Consider the following 19,817-nt stretch of genomic DNA (forward strand, 5'->3'; position numbering starts at 1 on the left):
AGCTTATAATACGCGGAGGATTATGGAAAATATTAATATCGGTAAAGCGCACTGGACCGCAACAATGCTTCTTATGCTGGCAATTATGCTTCTGGCCGAAAGAAAGAATAATATCGAACTTCTGGGATCATTCATGCTCTTTGTGTTCTCGTCCATGATGTGGATGGTTTTAAATGCCAGATTGCGGGATGCAAAACCGAAAACTGAAAGCAGCAAATTGAAAAAACTACACCTGACATTTGTTGTCATTTCGGGAATTCTGTTCGCAGCATCCTATATAATGGTTTTCATTGAACCGCAACGATTCAACGCCGTATTGGTCGCAATGCTGGCAACTATTACGGTCATGCTGTCAAGCGGAGTCAAGTATTATGAGGTTAATAGATCATCGAATTAATTAACCTCTTTTTTTTATTGACTCAATATTCCGCAATATCTCATCCGCGCATCTTTGCCAGCTGAACCTTTTTAGATTCTCCCGCCCCAGCAAAACCAATTTTTCCCTATAGGGTCCGTCAAGGATCAGCCTTTTCATACTATCATATATTTCTTTTTCCGTATTGTGTCCGACATATTCAACGGAATTTCCCCCCGCCTCCGGAAGCGAGCTTCCTCGGGTCGTAACGACGGGTTTATCGAATTTCTGCGCTTCAACAACCGGAAGGCCGAACCCCTCATAATCCGACAGATAGATCACGAATTCACAGCCGCCATACAAATAATTCAGCTCTTCCTCCGCCACCGAATCAATATGCAGAATGGCATTTCTTCCAAGTTTTTTGTTGATATCGGCCGCCTGGCCGTCAATATCCTCAAAGGGATATGTATGATTCTTTCCAAGCACGACAAGCTGATAATCATTAAGCTCTTCGGATATTTTCCCAAAGGCCCTGATCAATTCCGGAACATGCCTCCTGGTGAAGATTGAACCTATATAAAGGATATATTTTCCTTCTATCTTGTACTTGCCCGGCTTTTCCCCCATTTCAGACGCGCTCCTGTCCTTTTTTTCAAACCCCTCATCACATGCAAGATAGGTCACCTTGATCTTTTCCGGGCTTGTTCCATAGTATTTTATGATCTCATTCTTGCTGAACTCCGATATCGTGAAAATAAGATCGGTCGATTTCGCCGAATATTTCGACATCATCCTCAGAATGAACTGGCTTCGGGAATCGAACCACTCGGGATGCGCTTCATATGAAATGTCATGGAGCGCAACCGATGATCTTGCGGGACAATAAAAAGGCTTCAGATAAAAAGGCGAAAAGAAGAAATCAACCCTATCTTTTTTTATATTTATCGGAATAAGGACATGCTGGAAGAAAAAATTGCTCGAAAACCCAAAAGCGCTTCCAAGAAGCTTCGGGCGGAAATTAGAGCTCTTCAGATATTCTTCCTGCGGTATCCTGTTTTTGAAATAAAGCAGAAATTCATGCTCCGGATGGTCTTTCCAGCGCTTCAAAACATTGGAAAGATATCTTCCCACTCCAGTTGTCGGCTGCTCAAGGCTTCTTGCATCGATCGCAATGATCATTTGATTGAATTATATTATATACTGCTATGAAAAGGAAACTTGCACTCCTCCCCTTGGAAAAAGGAGGTTGGGAGGGATTTTCAATTCATCTCTTCATAAATCTTTTCAACAACTCCCTCAATATTCTTCAAAACCTCTATATTTGTAAATCTCAGAACTTTTAAACCACAATCTTGCATATATCCATCCCGGACTCTGTCTTTTTCTTTATTCACATTTTCGCAGTGCTGTCCGCCATCTACTTCTATTACCAATTTAGCGCATGAACAATAAAAATCCACTATATAATTGCCAATTGTTTTCTGGCGATAAAACTGACTATCCTTTATTTGCCTACCTCTTATTTTCAACCAAAGCAATTTTTCAGCATCTGTCATATTCTTACGAAGTTCCCGCGCTCTGGATTTTAGTTTTTTATTATATTGTAGAATCATGAATCATTTAATGCAAATCCCCCTTAATCCCCCTTTATAAAGGGGGAAATAGATTTGATTATCTTTTTTTTATTCACTCCTCCCTTTTGAAAAGGGAGGTTGGGAGGGATTTTTTAATAATTTCCAAAATGCAGTCTTCTATTTATGCAATAATCATTTGCTACATAATTTCACAATACTATTTAATAAAATCAAAGTCAAACAAAAACCCCGCATGTGCACATGATGGGTTTTTGTAAAACTGACTGTATTATTTTACGGCATCCTTCAGGCTCTTGCCTGCTTTGAACTTTGGAACCGTCATTGCCGGGATCTGGATCTTTTCGCCCGGTTTCTGAGGATTAACTCCTACTCTTGCAGCTCTCTTGCTTACAGAGAAAGTGCCGAATCCTGTCAGAGCGACCTTTCCGCCCTCAACTAGAGTCTTGGTTATGGCTTCTAATGCAGCGTTTACGACCAATTCAACTTCCTTTTTTGAAACGTCCGTTTTTGCTGCAATACTGCCGATAAGTTCGTCTTTTGTCATTTTTGACACCCCCTTTCTTTATAAAATCTAAATTTAAATTAAAATCGATTTTTTAAACTGATTGCGACTATAGTGAATTATACACAAACGGCTAAAATAAAGCAAATTTTAAAAAACATCGCTTAATACCTCGCTGATCCTCTCTATGCTTTTCGCTTTTCCCGTTTCTTCGTCGATGTCCATCAGAACCGCGTTCACGATCGCGGAATTATCGTCACTTATCTCATATTTGAACGGGATCTGGCTGATCATTTGCTCGATCACCACTTCTTTCTTGCATCCGATTATCGAATCCTTCGGTCCGACCATTCCGACATCTGAGATAAAAGCCGTTCCGCCTTTCTGCACCTCATTGTCGGCTGTCTGTACGTGCGTATGCGTCCCGCATACAGCACTGACCCTTGAATCAAGATATTGTGCAAGGGCTCTTTTCTCACTCGTGGCTTCCGCGTGAAAATCTATTACAATGACTTTCACTTTTCCCTTATTCTCGTTTATAATCCTGTCCGCCGCGCGAAACGGACAGTCAGGATATCTCTGGAAAAACACCCTTCCGATCAGATTGATGACCATTATCTTGGCGCCGTTCACCTCAAAAATCCTGAATCCCTTGTCTAATTCAAACCTGGGATAATTCGCGGGACATAAAAAATTGAATTCTTTCTTGCTTTTTATGATCTCTCCGGATTCGCTCGTATCCCAGACATGATCCCCGCAAGTCATAATATCGATCCCGAATGAAGCGATCTCTCTCAGTGTATTCTTGGTCACGCCTTTGCCATGTGCGACATTATCGCAATTTGCGATCGCTACGTCATAGCCATATTTCTTCTTATATGCAGGCAAAGCTCTCTTTATCGCCATCCTTGCGGCTTTGCCCACCATATCTCCAAAAAATAATATCTTCATCTCGTTAATAAGCAAATTAGCTTTTATCAAATACTTTAGATCTCATATATCCCAATGTCTTGACCCAAGTTTTGACTTTTGACATTTGACTTTTGACCTCGCCCTTATCTCGCATATTCCACGGCCCTGGTCTCTCTTATGACATGAACTTTGATCTCTCCCGGATAGTTCAATGTCTCTTCGATCTTATCGGCCACTTTCCGCGACAGTTTCAATGCCCCGAGATCATCTATTTTTTCCGGCGTAACGAATATCCTGATCTCGCGTCCCGCCTGGATAGCATATGATTTCTCGACTTCATCGAAAGTGTTTGCGATATTTTCAAGCTCTTCAAGCCTCTTGATATAGTTCTCGAGAGTATCCTTCCTCGCGCCCGGTCTCGCCGCCGAGATCGCATCCGCAACCCTTATGATCACGGCCTCCGTCGATTCGAACGGATAGTCTTCATGATGCGATTGCATCGCCTTTATGATATCCTCCGACAAACCGAATTTTTTTAATATATTCCGTCCGATCTCAATATGAGTTCCCTGAATTTCATGATCGACCGCTTTTCCGATGTCATGCAGGAGTCCCGCTTTTTTCGCAACCGTCACATCCGCACCGAGTTCTACGGCAAGCGAGTTCGATAATTGAGCGACTTCTATGGAATGCATAAGCACGTTCTGGCCATAGCTCGTCCTGAACTTCAGCCTTCCCAGAAGCTGCACCAGTTTCGGATCAAGCCCCGCAACTCCTACTTCTGCGACAGATGCCTGTCCCGCCCTCTTCACAACATCGATTATTTCCTTCTTCACGTCATTTACAACCTCTTCGATCCTTGCAGGATGGATCCTTCCATCAGACATGAGTTTCTCGAGCGAAAGTTTCGCAACCTGCCTTCTGATCGGATCAAAACCCGAAATGATTATCGTATCCGGAGTATCATCGATTATAACCTCAACCCCCGTCAACTGTTCCAGTGTCTTTATGTTCCTTCCTTCGCGTCCGATTATCCTCCCCTTCATCTCATCGCTCGGAAGCATTACGCTTGAAGTCGTAACTTCAGCCGCATGCGAGCCTGAATATTTCTGAATTGCCTGCACAATGATCTCATTGGCTTTCTTCTTAACCTCGTCCGCCTCTTCGGCCTGGAGGAATTTTATTCTTTTTACCAGGTCTTCCTTGTGGTCTTTTTCCGCCTTATCCAAAAGCACCGTCTTGGCATCTTCAATAGTCAGACCGGCGATCTTTTCAAGTTTCGCTATCTGGTCCTTCTTTATAACCTCGACATCCTCTTTTATCTTCATGATCTGCTTCGCTTTTTCCTGCAGCACGTTTTTCTGCCTCTCAGCCTCATCTGACTTCTTGTCCAGCATCTCTTCTTTTTTCTCAAGCCTCTGCTCATTCCTGATGACCTGCCTGGTCCTCTCCGTTTCTTCTCTTTTTACGTCTTCAAGGGTCTTTACGGCTTTATTCTTGGCTTCCAAGATTATTTCCGCCGCTTTGTCTTTTGCTTCAGTGAATATCTTTGACACCTTTGCTTCGGCCGATTCAACCTGTTTCTGAGCGAGGATCTGCCTGCCGAAATAACCCAAAATACAACCCGTTGAAAAGGCTATCAAAGCTAGCACAAGCATATATATTACATCTTCCATTTTTTTCTCCTAGATCCGATCGGCCAATTTTGCTGATGCATGATCCGGAAATACGCGCCGGCGTCTTCGATTTTGTCCTAGACGCGGGGCGGAGTTCAGCTATATTTTGCCAAAACCTAACAATGAGGCCGCAAACTGCGCCCCTTCCTTAGGATTACTATGATAAAACCGCTTTTTATAGCCAAAATTTTTATTCATAAATTAACAAAATACTCGCTTGCCGGATCATTCGATACAATCTTTTCCGATCGTTATTAATAATTTAACTTACAGAACCATGTTATCAGATAGAATGGATATTGTCAAAATGTTACCGGTATTTCATTCAAATCTCAAAGCTTCGATAGGATTCAGTCCTGCCGCTTTTTTGGCAGGGTACCACCCGAAAACGATCCCGAAGAAAGCGGCTACGAAAAAAGAAATAAGAATGGCTTCCACGGATATGACATATGGCCAGGCGAATCCAAATGAATTTATGGCATAGGTTATTGCGAGGGATACCATAATACCCATTACTATCCCGATCACTCCTCCAAGAACAGAGATCAGGATCGCCTCAAGCACGAACTGTATCAGGATATCCTTTTGCTTCGCCCCCAAGGCCTTGCGAAGACCGATCTCTTTTGTCCTCTCTGTGACTATGACAAGCATTATATTCATGATACCGACCCCTCCCACCAGAAGGGATATTGCCGCAAGAAGTCCAAGAAGGAGAGATATTGCTCCGGTCACCGAATTCACTATATCCAGGATCTGGCTGACCGCTACTATTTCAAAATCGTCATTTTTAGGATCCGCTATGTGGTGTCTTTGCCTCATAAGCTTCGCGATCTCGCTCCTGGCCTGCGGGATAAATGCCTCGTCTGAGATCTTGATCCCTATTTCCATTATATAATCGATCCCAAGAAGCATCTTCTGCCCAGTCAAAAGCGGCACCACGACCATCTCATCCATGTTTATGCCGAACATGATCCCTCTTGACTTCAGAACTCCCACAACCTTAAAACTCACCTGTTTTATTTTAATTGATCTTCCGACGGCATTCTCGGAACCGAAAAATTTCTTTGCCACATCGCCTCCGATCACGATAACCCTGGCCACGGCGCTGTTCTCATCCTCTGTGAAAAATCTTCCGCTGTCTATCTTCATCTGACCGTCTATTGCCGGATAGAAAGAATCGGAAGCAAGAATAAATACTTTTTTTTCTTTTTCCTCGTATTTTGCCACATCCATCGAAGAGGTATATCCGGAAACTGCTTCGATATACGGAAAGACTCTTCTGTCTCTCATGGCTACAGCATCATCTCCCTTGAGGGTCGTTACAACTATCCCCTCCGCTCTGGAACGCGCGCTATTTCCAAGATCGCTCCCGGGAATTTTGACCTGCACCGAGATCAGATTTGAACCGAATGAATTGATCTGATTTACGACCAAAGCTTTCAATCCCTGGCCTACGGAAACAATAATAATAACGGCAGCGACTCCGATGACTATGCCCAAAACGGACAAAGCCGTTCTCGTCTTGTTCGCTTTGAGGCCGATATACGCAAGTTTTATGATCTTGGGATTGATAATTGACATATTATTGTTTTTTTGATAGCGCTAGATGTCAGGTTTGAACTGAACTTTCAAATCTTGTACAACTTATGGAGATTGAAAAATTGAGCGAACAGAATGATGAAAATATAAAAGTCGTGATCACCGACATTGACGGCAGCATGATGCCCCAGGGAGGCCCGATGGCTTCATTGCCGAACAAAGAGACGGACTCGGCCTTGTCGAAGGAATACTGCACTATGCCGAAAACGGATATTTCGATGAGCGAACTGCCAAAAAAATACAACAAAAGATCGACGAACTGAAAATTTTCTGAAACAAGGAGAGATAAAGTTATCTCTTTTTTTATCGGTCAAAATCATGAATAATTCCGCTCTTATAAGTTTCTGCCTGGTCGAATATTATCCATCATTCATGCAATAATCCCTCCTACGATAAATTTATTATTGAATTCATGAAATATTCAAAGATTATTCATATATTTTTCATTTTGATCTTTAAATTTTTATTTTTAAATATTATTCGTATCTCAATGCTTCGATCGCATTTAATTTTGCCGCCTTATGGGCCGGGTAAAGTCCAAAAACGATCCCGATGATCACCGCAACAGACACGGAAATTATAACTGAAAAAGGAGAGATAATCATCTCCCAGTGATACCCGAGATATTGCAGAACGAGAGCGATCAAAACCGAAAATATCGACCCCAGGATCACTCCGATAGACCCGCCGACGAAAGTAAGCATTACGGATTCCACAAGGAACTGGTTCCTGATATCGGACCGCTTGGCGCCGATCGCCTTTCGAAGACCGATCTCCCTGGTCCGTTCCGTCACGCTGACCAGCATGATGTTCATTATCCCGACTCCGCCCACAATGAGAGATATGGCAGCAATCGCACCCAGGAACAGATTAAGGGCATTTGTCACGCTTCCGATTATGTCCAGCGCTTGCGTCATGCTGCGCACCGTAAAATCTGCCTTAGCGGGATCGGTTATGTTGTGCCTCTGCATCAATAATTTGCGTATCATACTTATGGCCATTGGAATGTTCTCTTTCAGGTCCACCTTGCCCCTAAGAAAAGAAATATGGTCGATCCCCAGCATGATCTTCTGCGCCGTCTTGACCGGAATAAAGACCTGGTCGTCCTGGCCGGAGACGGATGAACCTTTCTTCTTCAAAATGCCGACGACGACGAAACTCTCCTGATCTATTTTCACCCTCCTTCCGATCGCGTTTTCCGCGATGAATAATTTTTCATAAACGGAATTTCCCAGAACCACGATCCTGGAAACGCTTTCATCTTCATCCTGGACAATGAATCTTCCGCTCACGACTTCCGCATTTTCAACGTTGATGAAATCCGAAGTCACTCCCGAAAAAGTGGCATTTTTCGATCTGTTTTCATAGGAAATATCGGCATTCCCATTGACATACGGGGTTACGGCGATGATATGGGGGATCTTTTTGATCTCTTTGGCGTCATCATAGGTGAGCGTCGTTATCACAACCCCGAACATCGATGAAGGCGGACCGCCTTCCTCGCTGGCGCCGGGAAGAACCCCTACGAGATTGCTTCCAAGGGATTCGATCTGATTGAAAACATAGCTTTGCGCCCCTGCGCCCACCGCCATGATCGTTATGACACTGCCCACTCCTATGATGATTCCCAGCATAGTCAAAAAAGACCGCCTTTTGTTGACAGCGATGTTTCCAAGTGCAAATTTAATAATTTTAACAATTTTCATAATTATCTCATAATGCCTAAAAAAATGTAATTATCATGAATTTTATTCTTTAATTTTCAATTCACAATTATCAATTTACATTCAAATTCCAATTCATCAATATCCAATTTGAAAATTACGTAATTGAAAATTCACTGAAAATTGTAAATTGACCATTGAAAACTACTCAATGCCTATTAATCAGATCAATCATGATAATTAGAACAAGAAAATACTCTGCGGTTACGATCATTTCTTAAACTCCCCATTCGCAGCAAGTCTTCTTTTGCCTATTACTTCGTCTTCTATAATAAGCCCGTCTTTTACATGCAGGATCCTCTTTGCACACTCTGCGGTATATTTTTCATGCGTAACCATGATAATTGTATGGCCTTCATTGTTCAGCTTTTGCAATATCTCAACGATCTCTTCGCCGGATTTGCTGTCAAGATTTCCCGTCGGTTCATCGGCAAGAATAAGCCTCGGATTGTTTATAAGAGCCCTCACGATAGCCACTCTTTGCTGTTCTCCGCCCGATAATTGATTCGGCCTATGGTCAAGCCTATGCGTCAAACCGACTTTCGCAAGAAGCGCAACGGCTTTTTCCTTCATTTCCTTTTCATTGATATTGGCCAAATAGGTCGTTGGAAGAAGCACATTCTCCAGAACACTGGTCCTCTGCAGAAGATTATATGATTGAAAAATAAATCCGATCTTTTCACTGCGAAACTCGGCAAGCTTGTCATCATCCAGCTTGGAAGTATCAAGGCCCTCAAAATAATAATCTCCGCTTGAAGGTTTGTCCAAAAAACCAATTAGATGCATAAGAGTTGATTTTCCCGAACCCGATGCCCCCATAATGGCGACAAATTCGCCTTCATTGACTGAAAACGAAACGCCTTTTAACACGCTCGTTTCCACCTCCCCGTTCGTATAAATTTTTTTTATATCCTTCAGTTTTATCAACTCTGCTATTGACATTATAGTAGTTTTATGCTATAATTTAAAGTTAAATAATGTAACGTTTTGTCACAAACAAAACAAGAAAGGAAGACATTATGAACTACGAAATACAAGATATGATCGATGTAGCTTTAGATAAACTTAACGAACAGATGGAAAAATACGACATTTCTTCCAAGATCGAAGAAGCTGAAGAAGCTGAATGGTAGCTTCCATCCGCAAACCACCCCGGCTGAAAAGCGGGGTGGTTTGTTTTGGCTTGCCTCCCCTTTTCATCGATCCGCGAACTGGTCGCTAGGCCTGACCCTCAACGAACGTTACAACGCTCTGGCCCTCGAAAAGTCCGCTCAAAACCTCTATGTTTATATCCCCTTTCAATCCCATTTCAATGTTGACATCCGTCAGCTTTCCATTTTCGACGATCTGAACATATTTTCGCGAACCATCTTCTTTGAGAGCCTGGAACGGAATCATAAGCACATTTTCTTTCTTTGCGGTCAGGATGTCGAGATTGGCGGTCATTCCCGGTTTTATGATCTGCGCATCAGCTGTGAACATTGCCGTAACTTTGTAATATATGACGCCGGACACCTCGGTCTGCGCCGGATCAATGCTGATGATCTTTCCGACAAATTCTTTGTCCGGACCAAGCGCGTCAAAGGTTATTTTCACTTCATCCTCGATCTTCACTTTGGCTATGTCCACTTCGGAGATATTTGCTTTTATTTCAAAACTGTCCGTGGTTATGATCGAAACGAAAACTTTTGCCGACGTGGCAATCTCTCCTATCTCGCCGTTAATTTCCGTGATGATGCCTTTATCGGGAGACTTGAGAGTGGAATTATCGATCTGGTTCTGTATGAGATCCACATTTGCCTGCGCTTTCTTGACCTGCGATTGGAATGAAAGCATGTCAGCGCTCCTCGGCCTCGCTTTTTTAAACGCGAGCTGGTCCTCGGCCTGATTCAGAGCCCCCTCGGCAGCCTTAACCGAACTCTCCGCGGCATTGACCCTCAGGCTTGCGGATGACCTTGCGGAAACCAAAGATTGCTCATAAAGATCCAGGGAGCTTTGCGCCGAATTGACCGTGGCCTGAGCGCTGTCCAAATTCGTCTGATTTGTTATCTTCTGCGTAGAAACATCCTGATTGGCTGTAGTTATGTTGGATATTGAAGTGTTCGTTGAAGTCCTGGCTGAAGAAATATTCGATTTCAACGTATCAAGCTCGGTTTGCGTCAGTGTCGACGAGGTTACGGTCGCCGAAAGAACTTTGTATGTATCGCTGAGCGCGGTCCGGATATTCTCAAGAGCATTTTTCGTCTTAAGAAGAGCTTCATCGGTCTTATCGTGCGTCAGCGAAGAAGTGATGCTGATCGCGTAATCATTGGCTGTATTATATGAATTAGTGGCCACTGCCTTGCTAGATGTTGCATTATTGAGATATTGGATATTGAGTACGCTCAAGGTATCCTGAGCATCTTCATATTCCAGCGTCGTCTTATTCGTATTCAGCGAGTTGGATGCCGTCACGAGGCCTGCATTGATCGTATCCCACGCATTATCATAATCTTGATTCAGATTATTTTCATTCGAAGTCGTGGTATTATCAAGACTCTTCCGGGCATTTGCCAGGGTGGTCTTTGCGCTGTTCACAGAAGCTTCTGCGCTCAAGATGTCATTCTGCGATCCCTCCTCGGCATCCAGCAAGCTTTGCTGTGCATTTTCCAATGCAATCCTTGCATTCTCAACGGCAGTCTGGGATAACTTCAGATCTTCATCAGTTGCTCCCTCTATCAGCTTGTTCAGATCCGCGGTCGCCGAATTCAGACTCGCCCTCGCCTGTTCAAGCTGAGAATCCAATTGAGCCGTATCCAGCTTTGCGATAATAGCGCCCTGCTCGACATGATCCCCGACCTTAACGTTTATTTCCTGAACCTTGCCCGAATTTACAAAATTCAGATCAAGCTTCTTCGCCGCCTCAACCGTGCCGGTTGCAGATACGGTCTGCAGAACCTCCCCCCTGGTCACTTGCGCAGTCGTATATTTAGGCTCCGGTTTTTTTGAAAAACTGAAAAAAGCGATAATTATGATCAATAGAACTGCAACTGCAATAATTATGTTTCGCTTGGACATGATGGAAAAATATTAAAAATTATGAGAATCTCTCTGATAAGTTTCTTTTGAGCTATAAAATTCAGAATTTTGAGCAAAAATGATGAAAATGAGGAGGTTTAGCCTGTGTTAAGCCGACAAGTTTTGAATGATTTGCCAGCTGTAATTATGAGTTTTTGGCCAATGCGAACTTACGATGCAGGCTCTGATATCGTAAAAGATCGAAATGCGCCGCTTGGCTTGATCTATGAAACTCCTCTTGTCAGCACAACGGTCGAGACCACGATAATCATGGCATATGCAAGCCCGCATATCACCAATCCGACAAGCGCGTACTTTATTGCATTGGCTCCTCCTGTTACCATCCCGAAAATGATCATAAGAACACAGATCATGGCGACCACGCCAAGAATAAAATTTATTATATTCAGGATCGACTGCACTACGTCCGTTTGAACATTTTTAGGCGCCTTTTTTTGCCCCCACGTCGGAATGCTTGTGCCAAAAGCAACGCCTGCATTGAATGTAAGTGCATATCCGAAGACAAGATACCGCAATAATTTGTTCATGATGATATGCTTATTGTTTTTTTCAAGGACCTGATCGATCGCTTCGGACTTACCGGGAAATAACGGAAAAAATTCCTTTAATCAAAAAGTTTCATGATCTCTATCATAGCGTTTTATATACCCCATTATGAATGAAATTGAAAAATTTCGCAACTGCCGCCATATGGATAAGTTCAAGGTCCCCATAAAACAAAAACACCCTATAAATAGGACGTTTTAGAGGGGGGCAAGAAAAACAAATTGTATGATCTTAAAGTTCATTTCCTCTTTGACAGTAAATGTACTTTCACGCTTTTCTTGCTCCTCTCTTCCGATCGTAATTTGTCAGTTTGTCTATTTTTTTAAAATGTTGTTGCTCCCCTGGTTTGTATGAAATATTCTTTTTCTTCGTGGGTTAATCCCAGGAATATTTTTACCTCGGCCGGTAGAAGTTTTCCGATTATGGCATTGAATTTCCTCTCAATCCTTTCATCGGCATCTTCAAGCTCGAAGTTGATTGTGCTCTTCAGTCTTGCGAGACTGATATTCGAATCTTCCTTTCTCAACACATCCGACTGGAATTGTTCCCTGGTAATTCCAAAATTACGGATTTCAGGATTCCAATCAAACACCATTCCCGTTTCATCTACTATTTCTGCCATTTATTATACACCTCTTATATATTTATTTGTTTGACAAACTACAATCGTTAGCAATAAACTACCATAATACACTTTACTTGTCAACTTTATGCGAATGAAGTAAAATGAACATATCAATTGTAATATTTTAACTTATTGCCGGTATTTGTTTTTTATACTAAATACTAGATACTTAATACTAACTATCATTCATGGGAAAAGGGAAATGGGGCAAGCCCGCATACAAAGGCAGCGTCGATCCGATCAGTTCCGCAAATTACTTTATGTTTGTTATCATTCTTCTGCTTTTTTTGGGATTCGTCCAGGCGGGAATAAACAAGGGCTGGTTCACTGCAATTGTGGACTATATATCTCAATAGACATTTTGATATGAAAAAAAGCGGGCTAACCCGCTTTTTTTATGTGAATTTATTTTTTGTCTTCATCCTTCTTGTCTCCCTTGTCATTATCCTTCACTTCTTCATATTCTCCCTCGACCGGACCCTTTTCATTTTCTTTTTTCGCGCCGCCGTCTTTTTCCGGCTGAGCCTGCTGATACATAGCCGTTCCGATCTTTTGCGCTTCCTGCGAAAGATCTTCCAGGGCTTTTTTTATTGCATCGATATCCTCCCCGTCTTTCACTTTCTTGAGGATCGCCACTTTTTCTTCGATGGACTTCTTGTCTTCGGCCTTCAGTTTGTCGCCCGCCTCGCGGATCATCTTTTCTGTCGTATAGATCATCGTATCGGCATTGTTCTTCGCTTCGATCTTCTCTTTCTTTGCCCGGTCCGTAGCCGCATTGACCTCGGCATCCTTCTTCATTCTTTCGATCTCTTCTTTCGAGAGGCCGGATGACGATTCGATCCTTATCGACTGTTCCTTGTTTGTCGCCTTATCTTTCGCCTTCACATTCAGTATGCCGTTCGCATCAATATCGAAAGTGACCTCGACTTGCGGAGTGCCTCTTGGCGCCGGAGGTATGCCGTCCAAAATAAATCTTCCGAGAGACTTGTTATCAGAGGCCATTTCTCTTTCTCCCTGAAGCACATTGATCTCAACCGAAGGCTGGCTGTCAGCCGCCGTCGAAAATACTTGCGTTTTCGATGTCGGGATCGTAGTGTTCCTTTCGATAAGCTTGGTGGAAACTCCGCCCAATGTTTCGATCCCGAGAGAAAGCGGAGTGACATCCAGGAGAAGAACGTCCTTCACTTCACCCGAAAGCACGGCTCCCTGCACAGCCGCTCCCATAGCCACGCATTCCATCGGATCAACTCCCCGTTCGATCTTTTTCCCGACATAGTCTTCAACGAATTTCTGCACGATCGGCATCCTGGTGGGACCTCCGACCAGGATCACCTTGTGGATCTGCTGCGCCGAAAGCTTTGCGTCGCTCATTGCCTGCTCTATCGGATGCCTCATCCTGTCGATAAGAGGCTTGATCAATTCTTCAAGTTTTGCGCGCGTGAATTTCAGCGTAAGATGCTTCGGGCCCTCTGCCGTCGCTGTGATGAAAGGAAGGTTTATATCCGTTTCCATTGCAGAACTGAGCTCGATCTTCGATTTCTCGGCCGCTTCCCGAACTCTCTGCATGGCCATCTTGTCCTTTGACACGTCGATCCCGCTCTCAGCTTTGAATTCCTTAACGATATAATCAACAAGCGCCTTATCCATATCCGTTCCGCCAAGCTGAGTGTCTCCCGATGTCGAAAGCACTTCAAAAACCCCTCCGCCGAATTCCATGATCGTCACATCCAGAGTTCCCCCTCCCAGATCGAATACGATTATCTTCTGTTCCTTGCCTTCCTTGTCGAGCCCATAGGCAAGCGCCGCCGCCGTAGGTTCGTTGATGATCCTCACAACTTCCAGCCCCGCGATCGTTCCGGCATCCTTCGTTGCCTGTCTCTGCGAATCATCAAAATAAGCCGGCACGGTTATGACCGCCTTATCGATCCTCTCTCCGAGATATGCTTCCGCGTCTTTCTTTATTTTCTGCAGAATGAAAGCGGAGATCTGCTGAGGAGTGTATTCTTTCCCGAACACGTTATATTTGAAATTCGTTCCCATTTTCCTTTTCGCCGCCATGATCGTTCCTTCCGGATTCGTAACCGCCTGCCTCCTTGCAGGTTCTCCGACCAGAAATTCCCCTTTTTTCGTAAAAGCCACCACGGAAGGAAATGCTTTTCCGCCCAATGTGGCTCCTTCGGATGAAGGTATGATGACCGGACGGCTCGCTTCCATAACTGACGCCGCCGAATTTGATGTTCCGAGATCGATCCCTATTATTTTTGCCATAATTTTATATAGTTATAAAGTTAAAAGTTTATAAAGTTATCACTGGATAGTTATCCAATTATCATAATGTGATCGTATAATTGACATTATCATGTATTAATTTTATTATTGAATTAACAAAAACAAAAAATTTATGGAGGTTTTTAAATGGCACATTTCAGATTAGAGTCAATGGTTGATTGCATTGCAGCTACAATAATTTCAGTCATAGTTTTATTCACAATAATGATTATGATTGGCAATTCCCTCTATGCAATTCCAGTTCTGGCATTCGCTTTTATAATAATGTTTATGCTGTATTTCTTCTTGTCATTTGACAAAAACCCAATATCGAGAAGAATTATCCAGAAAGTAAAAAAACATTTCGACACTGCAGAGCGTTAGACCCTGCAGGTCGATGCTCGCCTGAAGCGAGTATTGACATGCGGCAGAGACCGCATGGTATATAAATAATCAAAAGTATTTGAAATTCTAACACCCCAAAGAGCGAAAAAACGCTCTTATTTTTTTTGCGCTTTTTTCGCCACTTTCACTTTCGCCGCCCGGACCAATTTTCCATTGAATCTATATCCCTTCTGGATCTCATCCACGATCTCGCCTTCCGGTTTTTCCGATTCTATCATTTCAACCGCATCGTGGACATCGGTGCTGAATTTTTCCCCGATCGCCTTTATCTCTTCAAGCCCCTTTTTTTTGAGAAGATCCTCGAGCTGCAGTTTGATCTGGCGGATACCCTTCGCCCATTCCGATCCTTCCATTTCTTTCGGCGTATGCTTTATTGCGATCGAAAGAGAATCGTATATAGGCATAACCTCCATGATCAATCCCGCCTTCGCAGAATCGATCAGATCCTCGAAAAGCTCGCTCTCTCTTCTTTTGTAATTGACGAAATCAGCCTGCGCACGTTTCCAGTTGTTCAGATATTCCTCCGATCTTTTCATCTCTTCTTCCAGCTTCTTTTCCAATTCATCCGATTGAACATCGGTTTCTTCGCCATTTTTCTCGTCATCCCCGATATTTGAACTCATATTTATTGATTAATGCTAAAGGAGTATCGGTTAATTACTCCGGACCATCAAGCCATGACCCCCGATGGCTTCATCGTCCCGAGCCCCGACATCAGTGTCGGGCCCGCAGATATGCACTGTGAACAAGACTATTTTCCGACCTCGATCGGAATTTTCTTGTTTGCCTTTTTCTCGTCGACAGGAACGGTTATTTTGAGTATCCCATCCTTGCTCTCCGCTTTCGCCTCGCCCGCCTTGACGTGAGCAGGAAGGGCGATGCTGCGGCTGAAGCTTCCCGATCTTATTTCCTTGAAATAATAATTCTTCTCTTTGGTCTCTTTTTCTTTTTTTTCTTCTCCTTTGACCGTCAGAACGTCATTCTCTATGCTCGCCTCGACATTCTTCGGATCCATTCCCTCAAGAGCAACTTCCGCCACAACGCTGCCATCTGTCCGATATACGTTCATGGACGGTTTCGATTTTCTTGAAACAGCCGGGATCATCGGAAAAAGATCATCTCCCTCAAAAAATCTGTCAAAATCCTGAAAAGGCCTCCATTTGATAATATCCATGATTATCACCCCCTTCCGTTTTTGATAATTTTTAAATTATGTTCTGCAAAAACGCTTATTTCTTGTTTTCTTCGGATGCGCCCTTGCAATCCGCATGACACCCAGCACATCCCGGACAGCTAAAAAGCTCTTCCTCGTTGACTTCCTTCATCGGCTTGCCGCAGCAGACCGGAGCTTTTTCTTTGTCGGTTTCCTCGATGCTTCCGCATCCTTCTGTACACACATAGAACTTTGACATATTCATTAGTTTAAATTTGTTAATATTTCATATATTACGAACCATGCCGATAAACACAATCCACTGTCAATGAAAATAATAAATTATCAATTACCAATTCACAATTTTCAATGAATGATCAATGTTAAATTGAAAATTATGAACTTAATATAATACAATTATCATTACCGCCATCACCGATCCTCCCCCAAGTAACTTTTTAATATAATCAATCAATGATACGTTCCTGGAATATTTCATCCTCTTCGGTCCGATTATGGCAAGCATCCCTTCTTCTCCGCCTTTCAGATTATATCTTGAAACCACCATACTGCACTCATCTGCGCCCGAGATCGGATTTTCTTTGCCTATAAAGATCTCAACTTCCGATCTTCCCTTGAGCTCTTTCGATAATTTCTGAACGCTTCCATCCAGATAGTCGATTACTTCCGCGATCTTCGAAATACTGTCCAAATTTGTGAATTCCGGCTGAGAAAGAAGCCTCTGGACACCCGCCTTATAAAAATCCTCCGAGTCTATGATTCCGGACAGCGCCAGATTTCCCGACATCGCAGAAAGAAGATTCGCGGTGGTTCTTGCAAGCATCTTGTTCTGAGCTTTTAATTTCAGCACCTCGACCTCGAGCGACTTCTGCTCCCGGGGACTCAACTGTCCCCTTTCTTCCATAAGCACATCCACGAAATACCTGAAGCCTTTGTCGGTCGGGATCCTCCCTGCCGAAGTGTGAGGCTGATAGAGATATCCTTCATCCTCAAGCTCCAGCATTTCGGATCGCAGAGTCGCCGAACTTATATCGAAATCATACTTATCTTTCAACAGAACCGAACTCACCGGAATTGCCGAATCGACATATTCCCTTACGATCGAGCCGAGTATCAATTCTTTCCTGTTTTCCATGATTTTATCAGATTAGCACTTAAACACCTAGAGTGCTAATTCCATTATAATATTTTTTAAAGATGAGTCAAGTATCCGAATGTATATAAAAAAGAATCGGCTTTTTTACCGACTCAGTCTGCTTGGAAGTATTTCCAATCCGACAAATTTCTTGTTTTCTTCGAACTGGAACAATACCACGTCCCCGTTTTCCAGATATCTCAGATTGATCCTGTCTTCCGTTTGCGCCATTGCGCTTTCGATGAAGAGCCTACTGCAAATGAGAAGAACATTTTGGCCCATTTCTATCCGGTCGGCCATGCTCTTGATCAAACGCAGCAAGTTCTTTCCTTCTGCCAGAAGAAGATATCTGCTTTCGCGTCGTTCAAACATTGCCCTGTCCGTAAATCTTCTTACACCGGGATTTTCCGCCAATAGCAGATCCCACGCTCCTTCGGAAATCGGGTCCAGATCATCAAATTTTGAGACATAACCGCCTCCCGAAATGCGCTGTCCGGCCTGGATCGCTCTCGTAAAGTGCGAACTGCCGGCAAGCACGAACGAAGTCTCCGCCAAATACCTCAGATAAACATTATCCATTATTTTCTGCGCCTCCTGCGAAAGAGGTTCATCTTTTTGCCAAAAGGTCAGATCCTTATCATTTCTTGCCTGATCAGCTGCGACAACAAATATGCGCTTTGTTATTTTTATCAATCAACTCACCTCGTAAATTACCATGTATCATTATTATTCAAAACATATGAATATTCTTCGAATAATAACCATATACTATATATTATATTATGCCTTTTGTCAATAACGTATCCGGCCGGCTTGATACGGCCGTACTCCAAACCGGCCAGCTTCAAAATAATTCCTCAATTTGTCAATGTTCCGGAAAAAAGTTATAATATGATCGGAAACAATAAAATAAAATATGATCAAAGAAATACAAAAAGACAAAACAATCTGGATAAATATCACAAATCCGAGCAACAAAGACATCGCATTATTGAAACAAAGATTTGCGATCAATCTCCCGGTGTTGAGCGAACTGACACCCCCGATCAAGAGATCCAAACTGGAAGAATATAAGGATTATCTTTTTTTGGTGATCCATTTTCCCCTGTTCAACCGAAAAAAAAGAGCCAACGAATCTGCGGAGCTCGACATGATAATATTCAAAAACATTTTGATAACTTCCCATACGGTGCAATTTCCCGAGTTGAAACAGCTTTTCGACCGGTGTGTTTCGGACGATAAACTGAAGAACAGATATATGGAGAACAGCGCAGTCTGCCTTGCGTTCAGAATATTGGACCTCCTGATAGACTCGAGGCTTCCGATGCTTGATCACATTGATGACAATATAAACAACATCGATGAAGGTATTTTCGAAGGCAACGAAAGGAAAATGGTCAGCGAGATCGCCATCATAAAGCACGACATCATAAGCTTCCGGCGGATAATCAAGCCTCAGAGAGTCGTGCTGGAAAATCTGGCGCATGCCTATTCCAAGATCACCTACGAAAATCTTTCCCGCCTTGCATCCGAGGTCATAGGCTCCAACATAAAGGTCTGGAACACTTTGGAAAATCATAAAGAAATGATCGAGGCGCTGGAACACACGAATGAATCGCTTCTGTCATATAAACTGAATGACACGATGAAGATCCTGACCGCCTTTTCCGTTATTATTCTTCCCCTTTCGCTCATGGTAAATATGTTCGGTATGAACATAACCAACGGGATGCCATTCGTTGAATCCCCTGTCGGATTCTGGATCATTTTCTTCATGATGATGATCGCGTCCATGTTGCTCATTGTCTTTTTCAGATACAAAAAATGGCTGTAAACTATCCGATATTCGAGTGATCGGGAAAATGCATTACGGAAAGCGCCTTGTTGGTGCTTTTTTTCGATTTGTGGTATAATAATGTCGACATTAATATAAATAAAAATAAAAATATGACCCCCAGGACCCTTTGCAGGCAAATAGTTTTTCTAGTTGCCTTCTTTGCTATAATAGCACAGGTGACTTCCCTGACGATACAAAATACCGGTTTTTCTTTGGCTTCGACGACTACAGGCGACACATCTGCGATCATCAATATGCCATTGACTATGAATAACGGCGCGGCAGATTTTCCGCCGTCTTCCGGAATGACATTGAACGGCGCGGAAATTTTCAAGGCCAGCGTAAGCATGTCATACGTACCGTTAATCAGCATACCAGGTCAG

Annotated in this window: 23 protein-coding genes; 5 read left to right on the forward strand and 18 right to left on the reverse strand. The window is 43.1% G+C overall.

What is annotated here, in order from left to right:
* Nucleotides 1–22 precede the first annotated feature (22 nt).
* Nucleotides 23–397 (forward strand): hypothetical protein, encoded by a 375-nt coding sequence (locus tag WC788_01945; protein ID MFA6096372.1) that lies wholly within the window; start codon nt 23–25, stop codon nt 395–397.
* Here WC788_01945 and WC788_01950 read toward each other — a convergent pair whose 3' ends face one another.
* The 6 genes from WC788_01950 to WC788_01975 all read right to left on the reverse strand — a co-directional run bounded on the left by WC788_01950 (nt 398) and on the right by WC788_01975 (nt 6,624).
* Nucleotides 398–1,537, reverse strand: a complete 1,140-nt coding sequence (locus WC788_01950) for a glycosyltransferase family 1 protein (GenBank protein MFA6096373.1) — start codon at nt 1,535–1,537, stop codon at nt 398–400.
* An 80-nt stretch (nt 1,538–1,617) separates the two neighbouring features.
* Entirely contained in the window at nt 1,618–1,971 is a 354-nt protein-coding gene (locus tag WC788_01955) for a DUF559 domain-containing protein (protein MFA6096374.1), read from the reverse strand.
* A gap of 250 nt (nt 1,972–2,221) precedes the next feature.
* Nucleotides 2,222–2,497, reverse strand: a complete 276-nt coding sequence (locus WC788_01960) for an HU family DNA-binding protein (protein ID MFA6096375.1) — start codon at nt 2,495–2,497, stop codon at nt 2,222–2,224.
* A gap of 108 nt (nt 2,498–2,605) precedes the next feature.
* Entirely contained in the window at nt 2,606–3,436 is an 831-nt protein-coding gene (locus tag WC788_01965) for a TIGR00282 family metallophosphoesterase (protein ID MFA6096376.1), read from the reverse strand.
* A 74-nt stretch (nt 3,437–3,510) separates the two neighbouring features.
* Nucleotides 3,511–5,025: a ribonuclease Y gene (gene rny, locus WC788_01970; GenBank protein MFA6096377.1), complete on the reverse strand. Its 1,515-nt coding sequence runs from the start codon at nt 5,023–5,025 to the stop codon at nt 3,511–3,513.
* 339 nt (nt 5,026–5,364) lie between these two features.
* Nucleotides 5,365–6,624, reverse strand: a complete 1,260-nt coding sequence (locus WC788_01975) for an ABC transporter permease (GenBank protein MFA6096378.1) — start codon at nt 6,622–6,624, stop codon at nt 5,365–5,367.
* Nucleotides 6,625–6,704: 80 nt separating this feature from the next.
* Between WC788_01975 and WC788_01980 the strand changes: the two genes are divergently transcribed.
* A complete protein-coding gene (locus tag WC788_01980) occupies nt 6,705–6,905 on the forward strand; it encodes a hypothetical protein (protein ID MFA6096379.1) in 201 nt (66 codons plus the stop codon).
* A 213-nt stretch (nt 6,906–7,118) separates the two neighbouring features.
* Here the strand turns inward: WC788_01980 and WC788_01985 are convergent, their stop codons facing one another.
* From WC788_01985 to WC788_02005, 5 genes are all read right to left on the reverse strand, one after another.
* Nucleotides 7,119–8,348, reverse strand: a complete 1,230-nt coding sequence (locus WC788_01985; GenBank protein MFA6096380.1) for an ABC transporter permease — start codon at nt 8,346–8,348, stop codon at nt 7,119–7,121.
* A 228-nt stretch (nt 8,349–8,576) separates the two neighbouring features.
* Entirely contained in the window at nt 8,577–9,308 is a 732-nt protein-coding gene (locus tag WC788_01990; GenBank protein ID MFA6096381.1) for an ABC transporter ATP-binding protein, read from the reverse strand.
* A gap of 276 nt (nt 9,309–9,584) precedes the next feature.
* Complete coding sequence (locus WC788_01995; GenBank protein MFA6096382.1) at nt 9,585–11,423, reverse strand: efflux RND transporter periplasmic adaptor subunit; 1,839 nt, start codon at nt 11,421–11,423, stop codon at nt 9,585–9,587.
* A 224-nt stretch (nt 11,424–11,647) separates the two neighbouring features.
* Nucleotides 11,648–11,971 carry a hypothetical protein gene (locus WC788_02000; GenBank protein MFA6096383.1) on the reverse strand — a complete coding sequence of 108 codons (324 nt, stop codon included), beginning with the start codon at nt 11,969–11,971 and terminating at the stop codon, nt 11,648–11,650.
* 341 nt (nt 11,972–12,312) lie between these two features.
* Nucleotides 12,313–12,612 (reverse strand): hypothetical protein, encoded by a 300-nt coding sequence (locus WC788_02005; protein ID MFA6096384.1) that lies wholly within the window; start codon nt 12,610–12,612, stop codon nt 12,313–12,315.
* A gap of 191 nt (nt 12,613–12,803) precedes the next feature.
* Between WC788_02005 and WC788_02010 the strand changes: the two genes are divergently transcribed.
* On the forward strand, nt 12,804–12,971 hold the full coding sequence (locus WC788_02010) for a hypothetical protein (GenBank protein ID MFA6096385.1): 168 nt from the start codon (nt 12,804–12,806) through the stop codon (nt 12,969–12,971).
* 49 nt (nt 12,972–13,020) lie between these two features.
* Here WC788_02010 and dnaK read toward each other — a convergent pair whose 3' ends face one another.
* The gene (gene dnaK, locus WC788_02015; GenBank protein ID MFA6096386.1) at nt 13,021–14,883 is read right to left on the reverse strand and encodes a molecular chaperone DnaK; all 1,863 of its coding nucleotides are present in this window, start codon (nt 14,881–14,883) and stop codon (nt 13,021–13,023) included.
* A 147-nt stretch (nt 14,884–15,030) separates the two neighbouring features.
* Here dnaK and WC788_02020 point away from each other — a divergent pair, with 147 nt between their 5' ends.
* Nucleotides 15,031–15,267, forward strand: a complete 237-nt coding sequence (locus WC788_02020; GenBank protein MFA6096387.1) for a hypothetical protein — start codon at nt 15,031–15,033, stop codon at nt 15,265–15,267.
* A gap of 116 nt (nt 15,268–15,383) precedes the next feature.
* On the opposite strand, the gene WC788_02025 is transcribed toward WC788_02020, so the two are convergent.
* The 5 genes from WC788_02025 to WC788_02045 form a co-directional block, all read right to left on the reverse strand.
* A complete protein-coding gene (locus WC788_02025) occupies nt 15,384–15,911 on the reverse strand; it encodes a nucleotide exchange factor GrpE (protein MFA6096388.1) in 528 nt (175 codons plus the stop codon).
* A 128-nt stretch (nt 15,912–16,039) separates the two neighbouring features.
* Nucleotides 16,040–16,462 carry an Hsp20/alpha crystallin family protein gene (locus WC788_02030; GenBank protein MFA6096389.1) on the reverse strand — a complete coding sequence of 141 codons (423 nt, stop codon included), beginning with the start codon at nt 16,460–16,462 and terminating at the stop codon, nt 16,040–16,042.
* Between the two features lie 55 nt (nt 16,463–16,517).
* On the reverse strand, nt 16,518–16,706 hold the full coding sequence (locus tag WC788_02035; GenBank protein ID MFA6096390.1) for a hypothetical protein: 189 nt from the start codon (nt 16,704–16,706) through the stop codon (nt 16,518–16,520).
* A 138-nt stretch (nt 16,707–16,844) separates the two neighbouring features.
* Nucleotides 16,845–17,597: a hypothetical protein gene (locus WC788_02040; GenBank protein MFA6096391.1), complete on the reverse strand. Its 753-nt coding sequence runs from the start codon at nt 17,595–17,597 to the stop codon at nt 16,845–16,847.
* Between the two features lie 105 nt (nt 17,598–17,702).
* Entirely contained in the window at nt 17,703–18,290 is a 588-nt protein-coding gene (locus WC788_02045; protein ID MFA6096392.1) for a hypothetical protein, read from the reverse strand.
* A gap of 223 nt (nt 18,291–18,513) precedes the next feature.
* Here WC788_02045 and WC788_02050 point away from each other — a divergent pair, with 223 nt between their 5' ends.
* Nucleotides 18,514–19,431 (forward strand): magnesium transporter CorA family protein, encoded by a 918-nt coding sequence (locus WC788_02050; GenBank protein MFA6096393.1) that lies wholly within the window; start codon nt 18,514–18,516, stop codon nt 19,429–19,431.
* 1 nt (nt 19,432) lies between these two features.
* Here the strand turns inward: WC788_02050 and WC788_02055 are convergent, their stop codons facing one another.
* Entirely contained in the window at nt 19,433–19,807 is a 375-nt protein-coding gene (locus WC788_02055) for a hypothetical protein (GenBank protein MFA6096394.1), read from the reverse strand.
* Nucleotides 19,808–19,817 lie beyond the last annotated feature (10 nt).

The sequence above is a fragment of the Candidatus Paceibacterota bacterium genome (assembly GCA_041661265.1).
In the GTDB taxonomy this organism is placed as follows: Bacteria; Patescibacteriota; Minisyncoccia; order JAHIHE01; family JAGLIN01; genus JBAZUT01.

Coding starts and splice junctions, on each gene's coding strand:
- WC788_01945 (MFA6096372.1), top strand. CDS start 23: ATGGAAAATATTAATATCGGTAAAGCGCACTGGACCGCAACAATGCTT.
- WC788_01950 (MFA6096373.1), bottom strand. CDS start 1,537: ATGATCATTGCGATCGATGCAAGAAGCCTTGAGCAGCCGACAACTGGA.
- WC788_01955 (MFA6096374.1), bottom strand. CDS start 1,971: ATGATTCTACAATATAATAAAAAACTAAAATCCAGAGCGCGGGAACTT.
- WC788_01960 (MFA6096375.1), bottom strand. CDS start 2,497: ATGACAAAAGACGAACTTATCGGCAGTATTGCAGCAAAAACGGACGTT.
- rny (MFA6096377.1), bottom strand. CDS start 5,025: ATGCTTGTGCTAGCTTTGATAGCCTTTTCAACGGGTTGTATTTTGGGT.
- WC788_01975 (MFA6096378.1), bottom strand. CDS start 6,624: ATGTCAATTATCAATCCCAAGATCATAAAACTTGCGTATATCGGCCTC.
- WC788_01985 (MFA6096380.1), bottom strand. CDS start 8,348: ATGAAAATTGTTAAAATTATTAAATTTGCACTTGGAAACATCGCTGTC.
- WC788_01990 (MFA6096381.1), bottom strand. CDS start 9,308: ATGTCAATAGCAGAGTTGATAAAACTGAAGGATATAAAAAAAATTTAT.
- WC788_01995 (MFA6096382.1), bottom strand. CDS start 11,423: ATGTCCAAGCGAAACATAATTATTGCAGTTGCAGTTCTATTGATCATA.
- WC788_02000 (MFA6096383.1), bottom strand. CDS start 11,971: ATGAACAAATTATTGCGGTATCTTGTCTTCGGATATGCACTTACATTC.
- WC788_02005 (MFA6096384.1), bottom strand. CDS start 12,612: ATGGCAGAAATAGTAGATGAAACGGGAATGGTGTTTGATTGGAATCCT.
- WC788_02010 (MFA6096385.1), top strand. CDS start 12,804: ATGGGAAAAGGGAAATGGGGCAAGCCCGCATACAAAGGCAGCGTCGAT.
- dnaK (MFA6096386.1), bottom strand. CDS start 14,883: ATGGCAAAAATAATAGGGATCGATCTCGGAACATCAAATTCGGCGGCG.
- WC788_02020 (MFA6096387.1), top strand. CDS start 15,031: ATGGCACATTTCAGATTAGAGTCAATGGTTGATTGCATTGCAGCTACA.
- WC788_02025 (MFA6096388.1), bottom strand. CDS start 15,911: ATGAGTTCAAATATCGGGGATGACGAGAAAAATGGCGAAGAAACCGAT.
- WC788_02030 (MFA6096389.1), bottom strand. CDS start 16,462: ATGGATATTATCAAATGGAGGCCTTTTCAGGATTTTGACAGATTTTTT.
- WC788_02035 (MFA6096390.1), bottom strand. CDS start 16,706: ATGAATATGTCAAAGTTCTATGTGTGTACAGAAGGATGCGGAAGCATC.
- WC788_02040 (MFA6096391.1), bottom strand. CDS start 17,597: ATGGAAAACAGGAAAGAATTGATACTCGGCTCGATCGTAAGGGAATAT.
- WC788_02050 (MFA6096393.1), top strand. CDS start 18,514: ATGATCAAAGAAATACAAAAAGACAAAACAATCTGGATAAATATCACA.
- WC788_02055 (MFA6096394.1), bottom strand. CDS start 19,807: ATGCTGATTAACGGTACGTATGACATGCTTACGCTGGCCTTGAAAATT.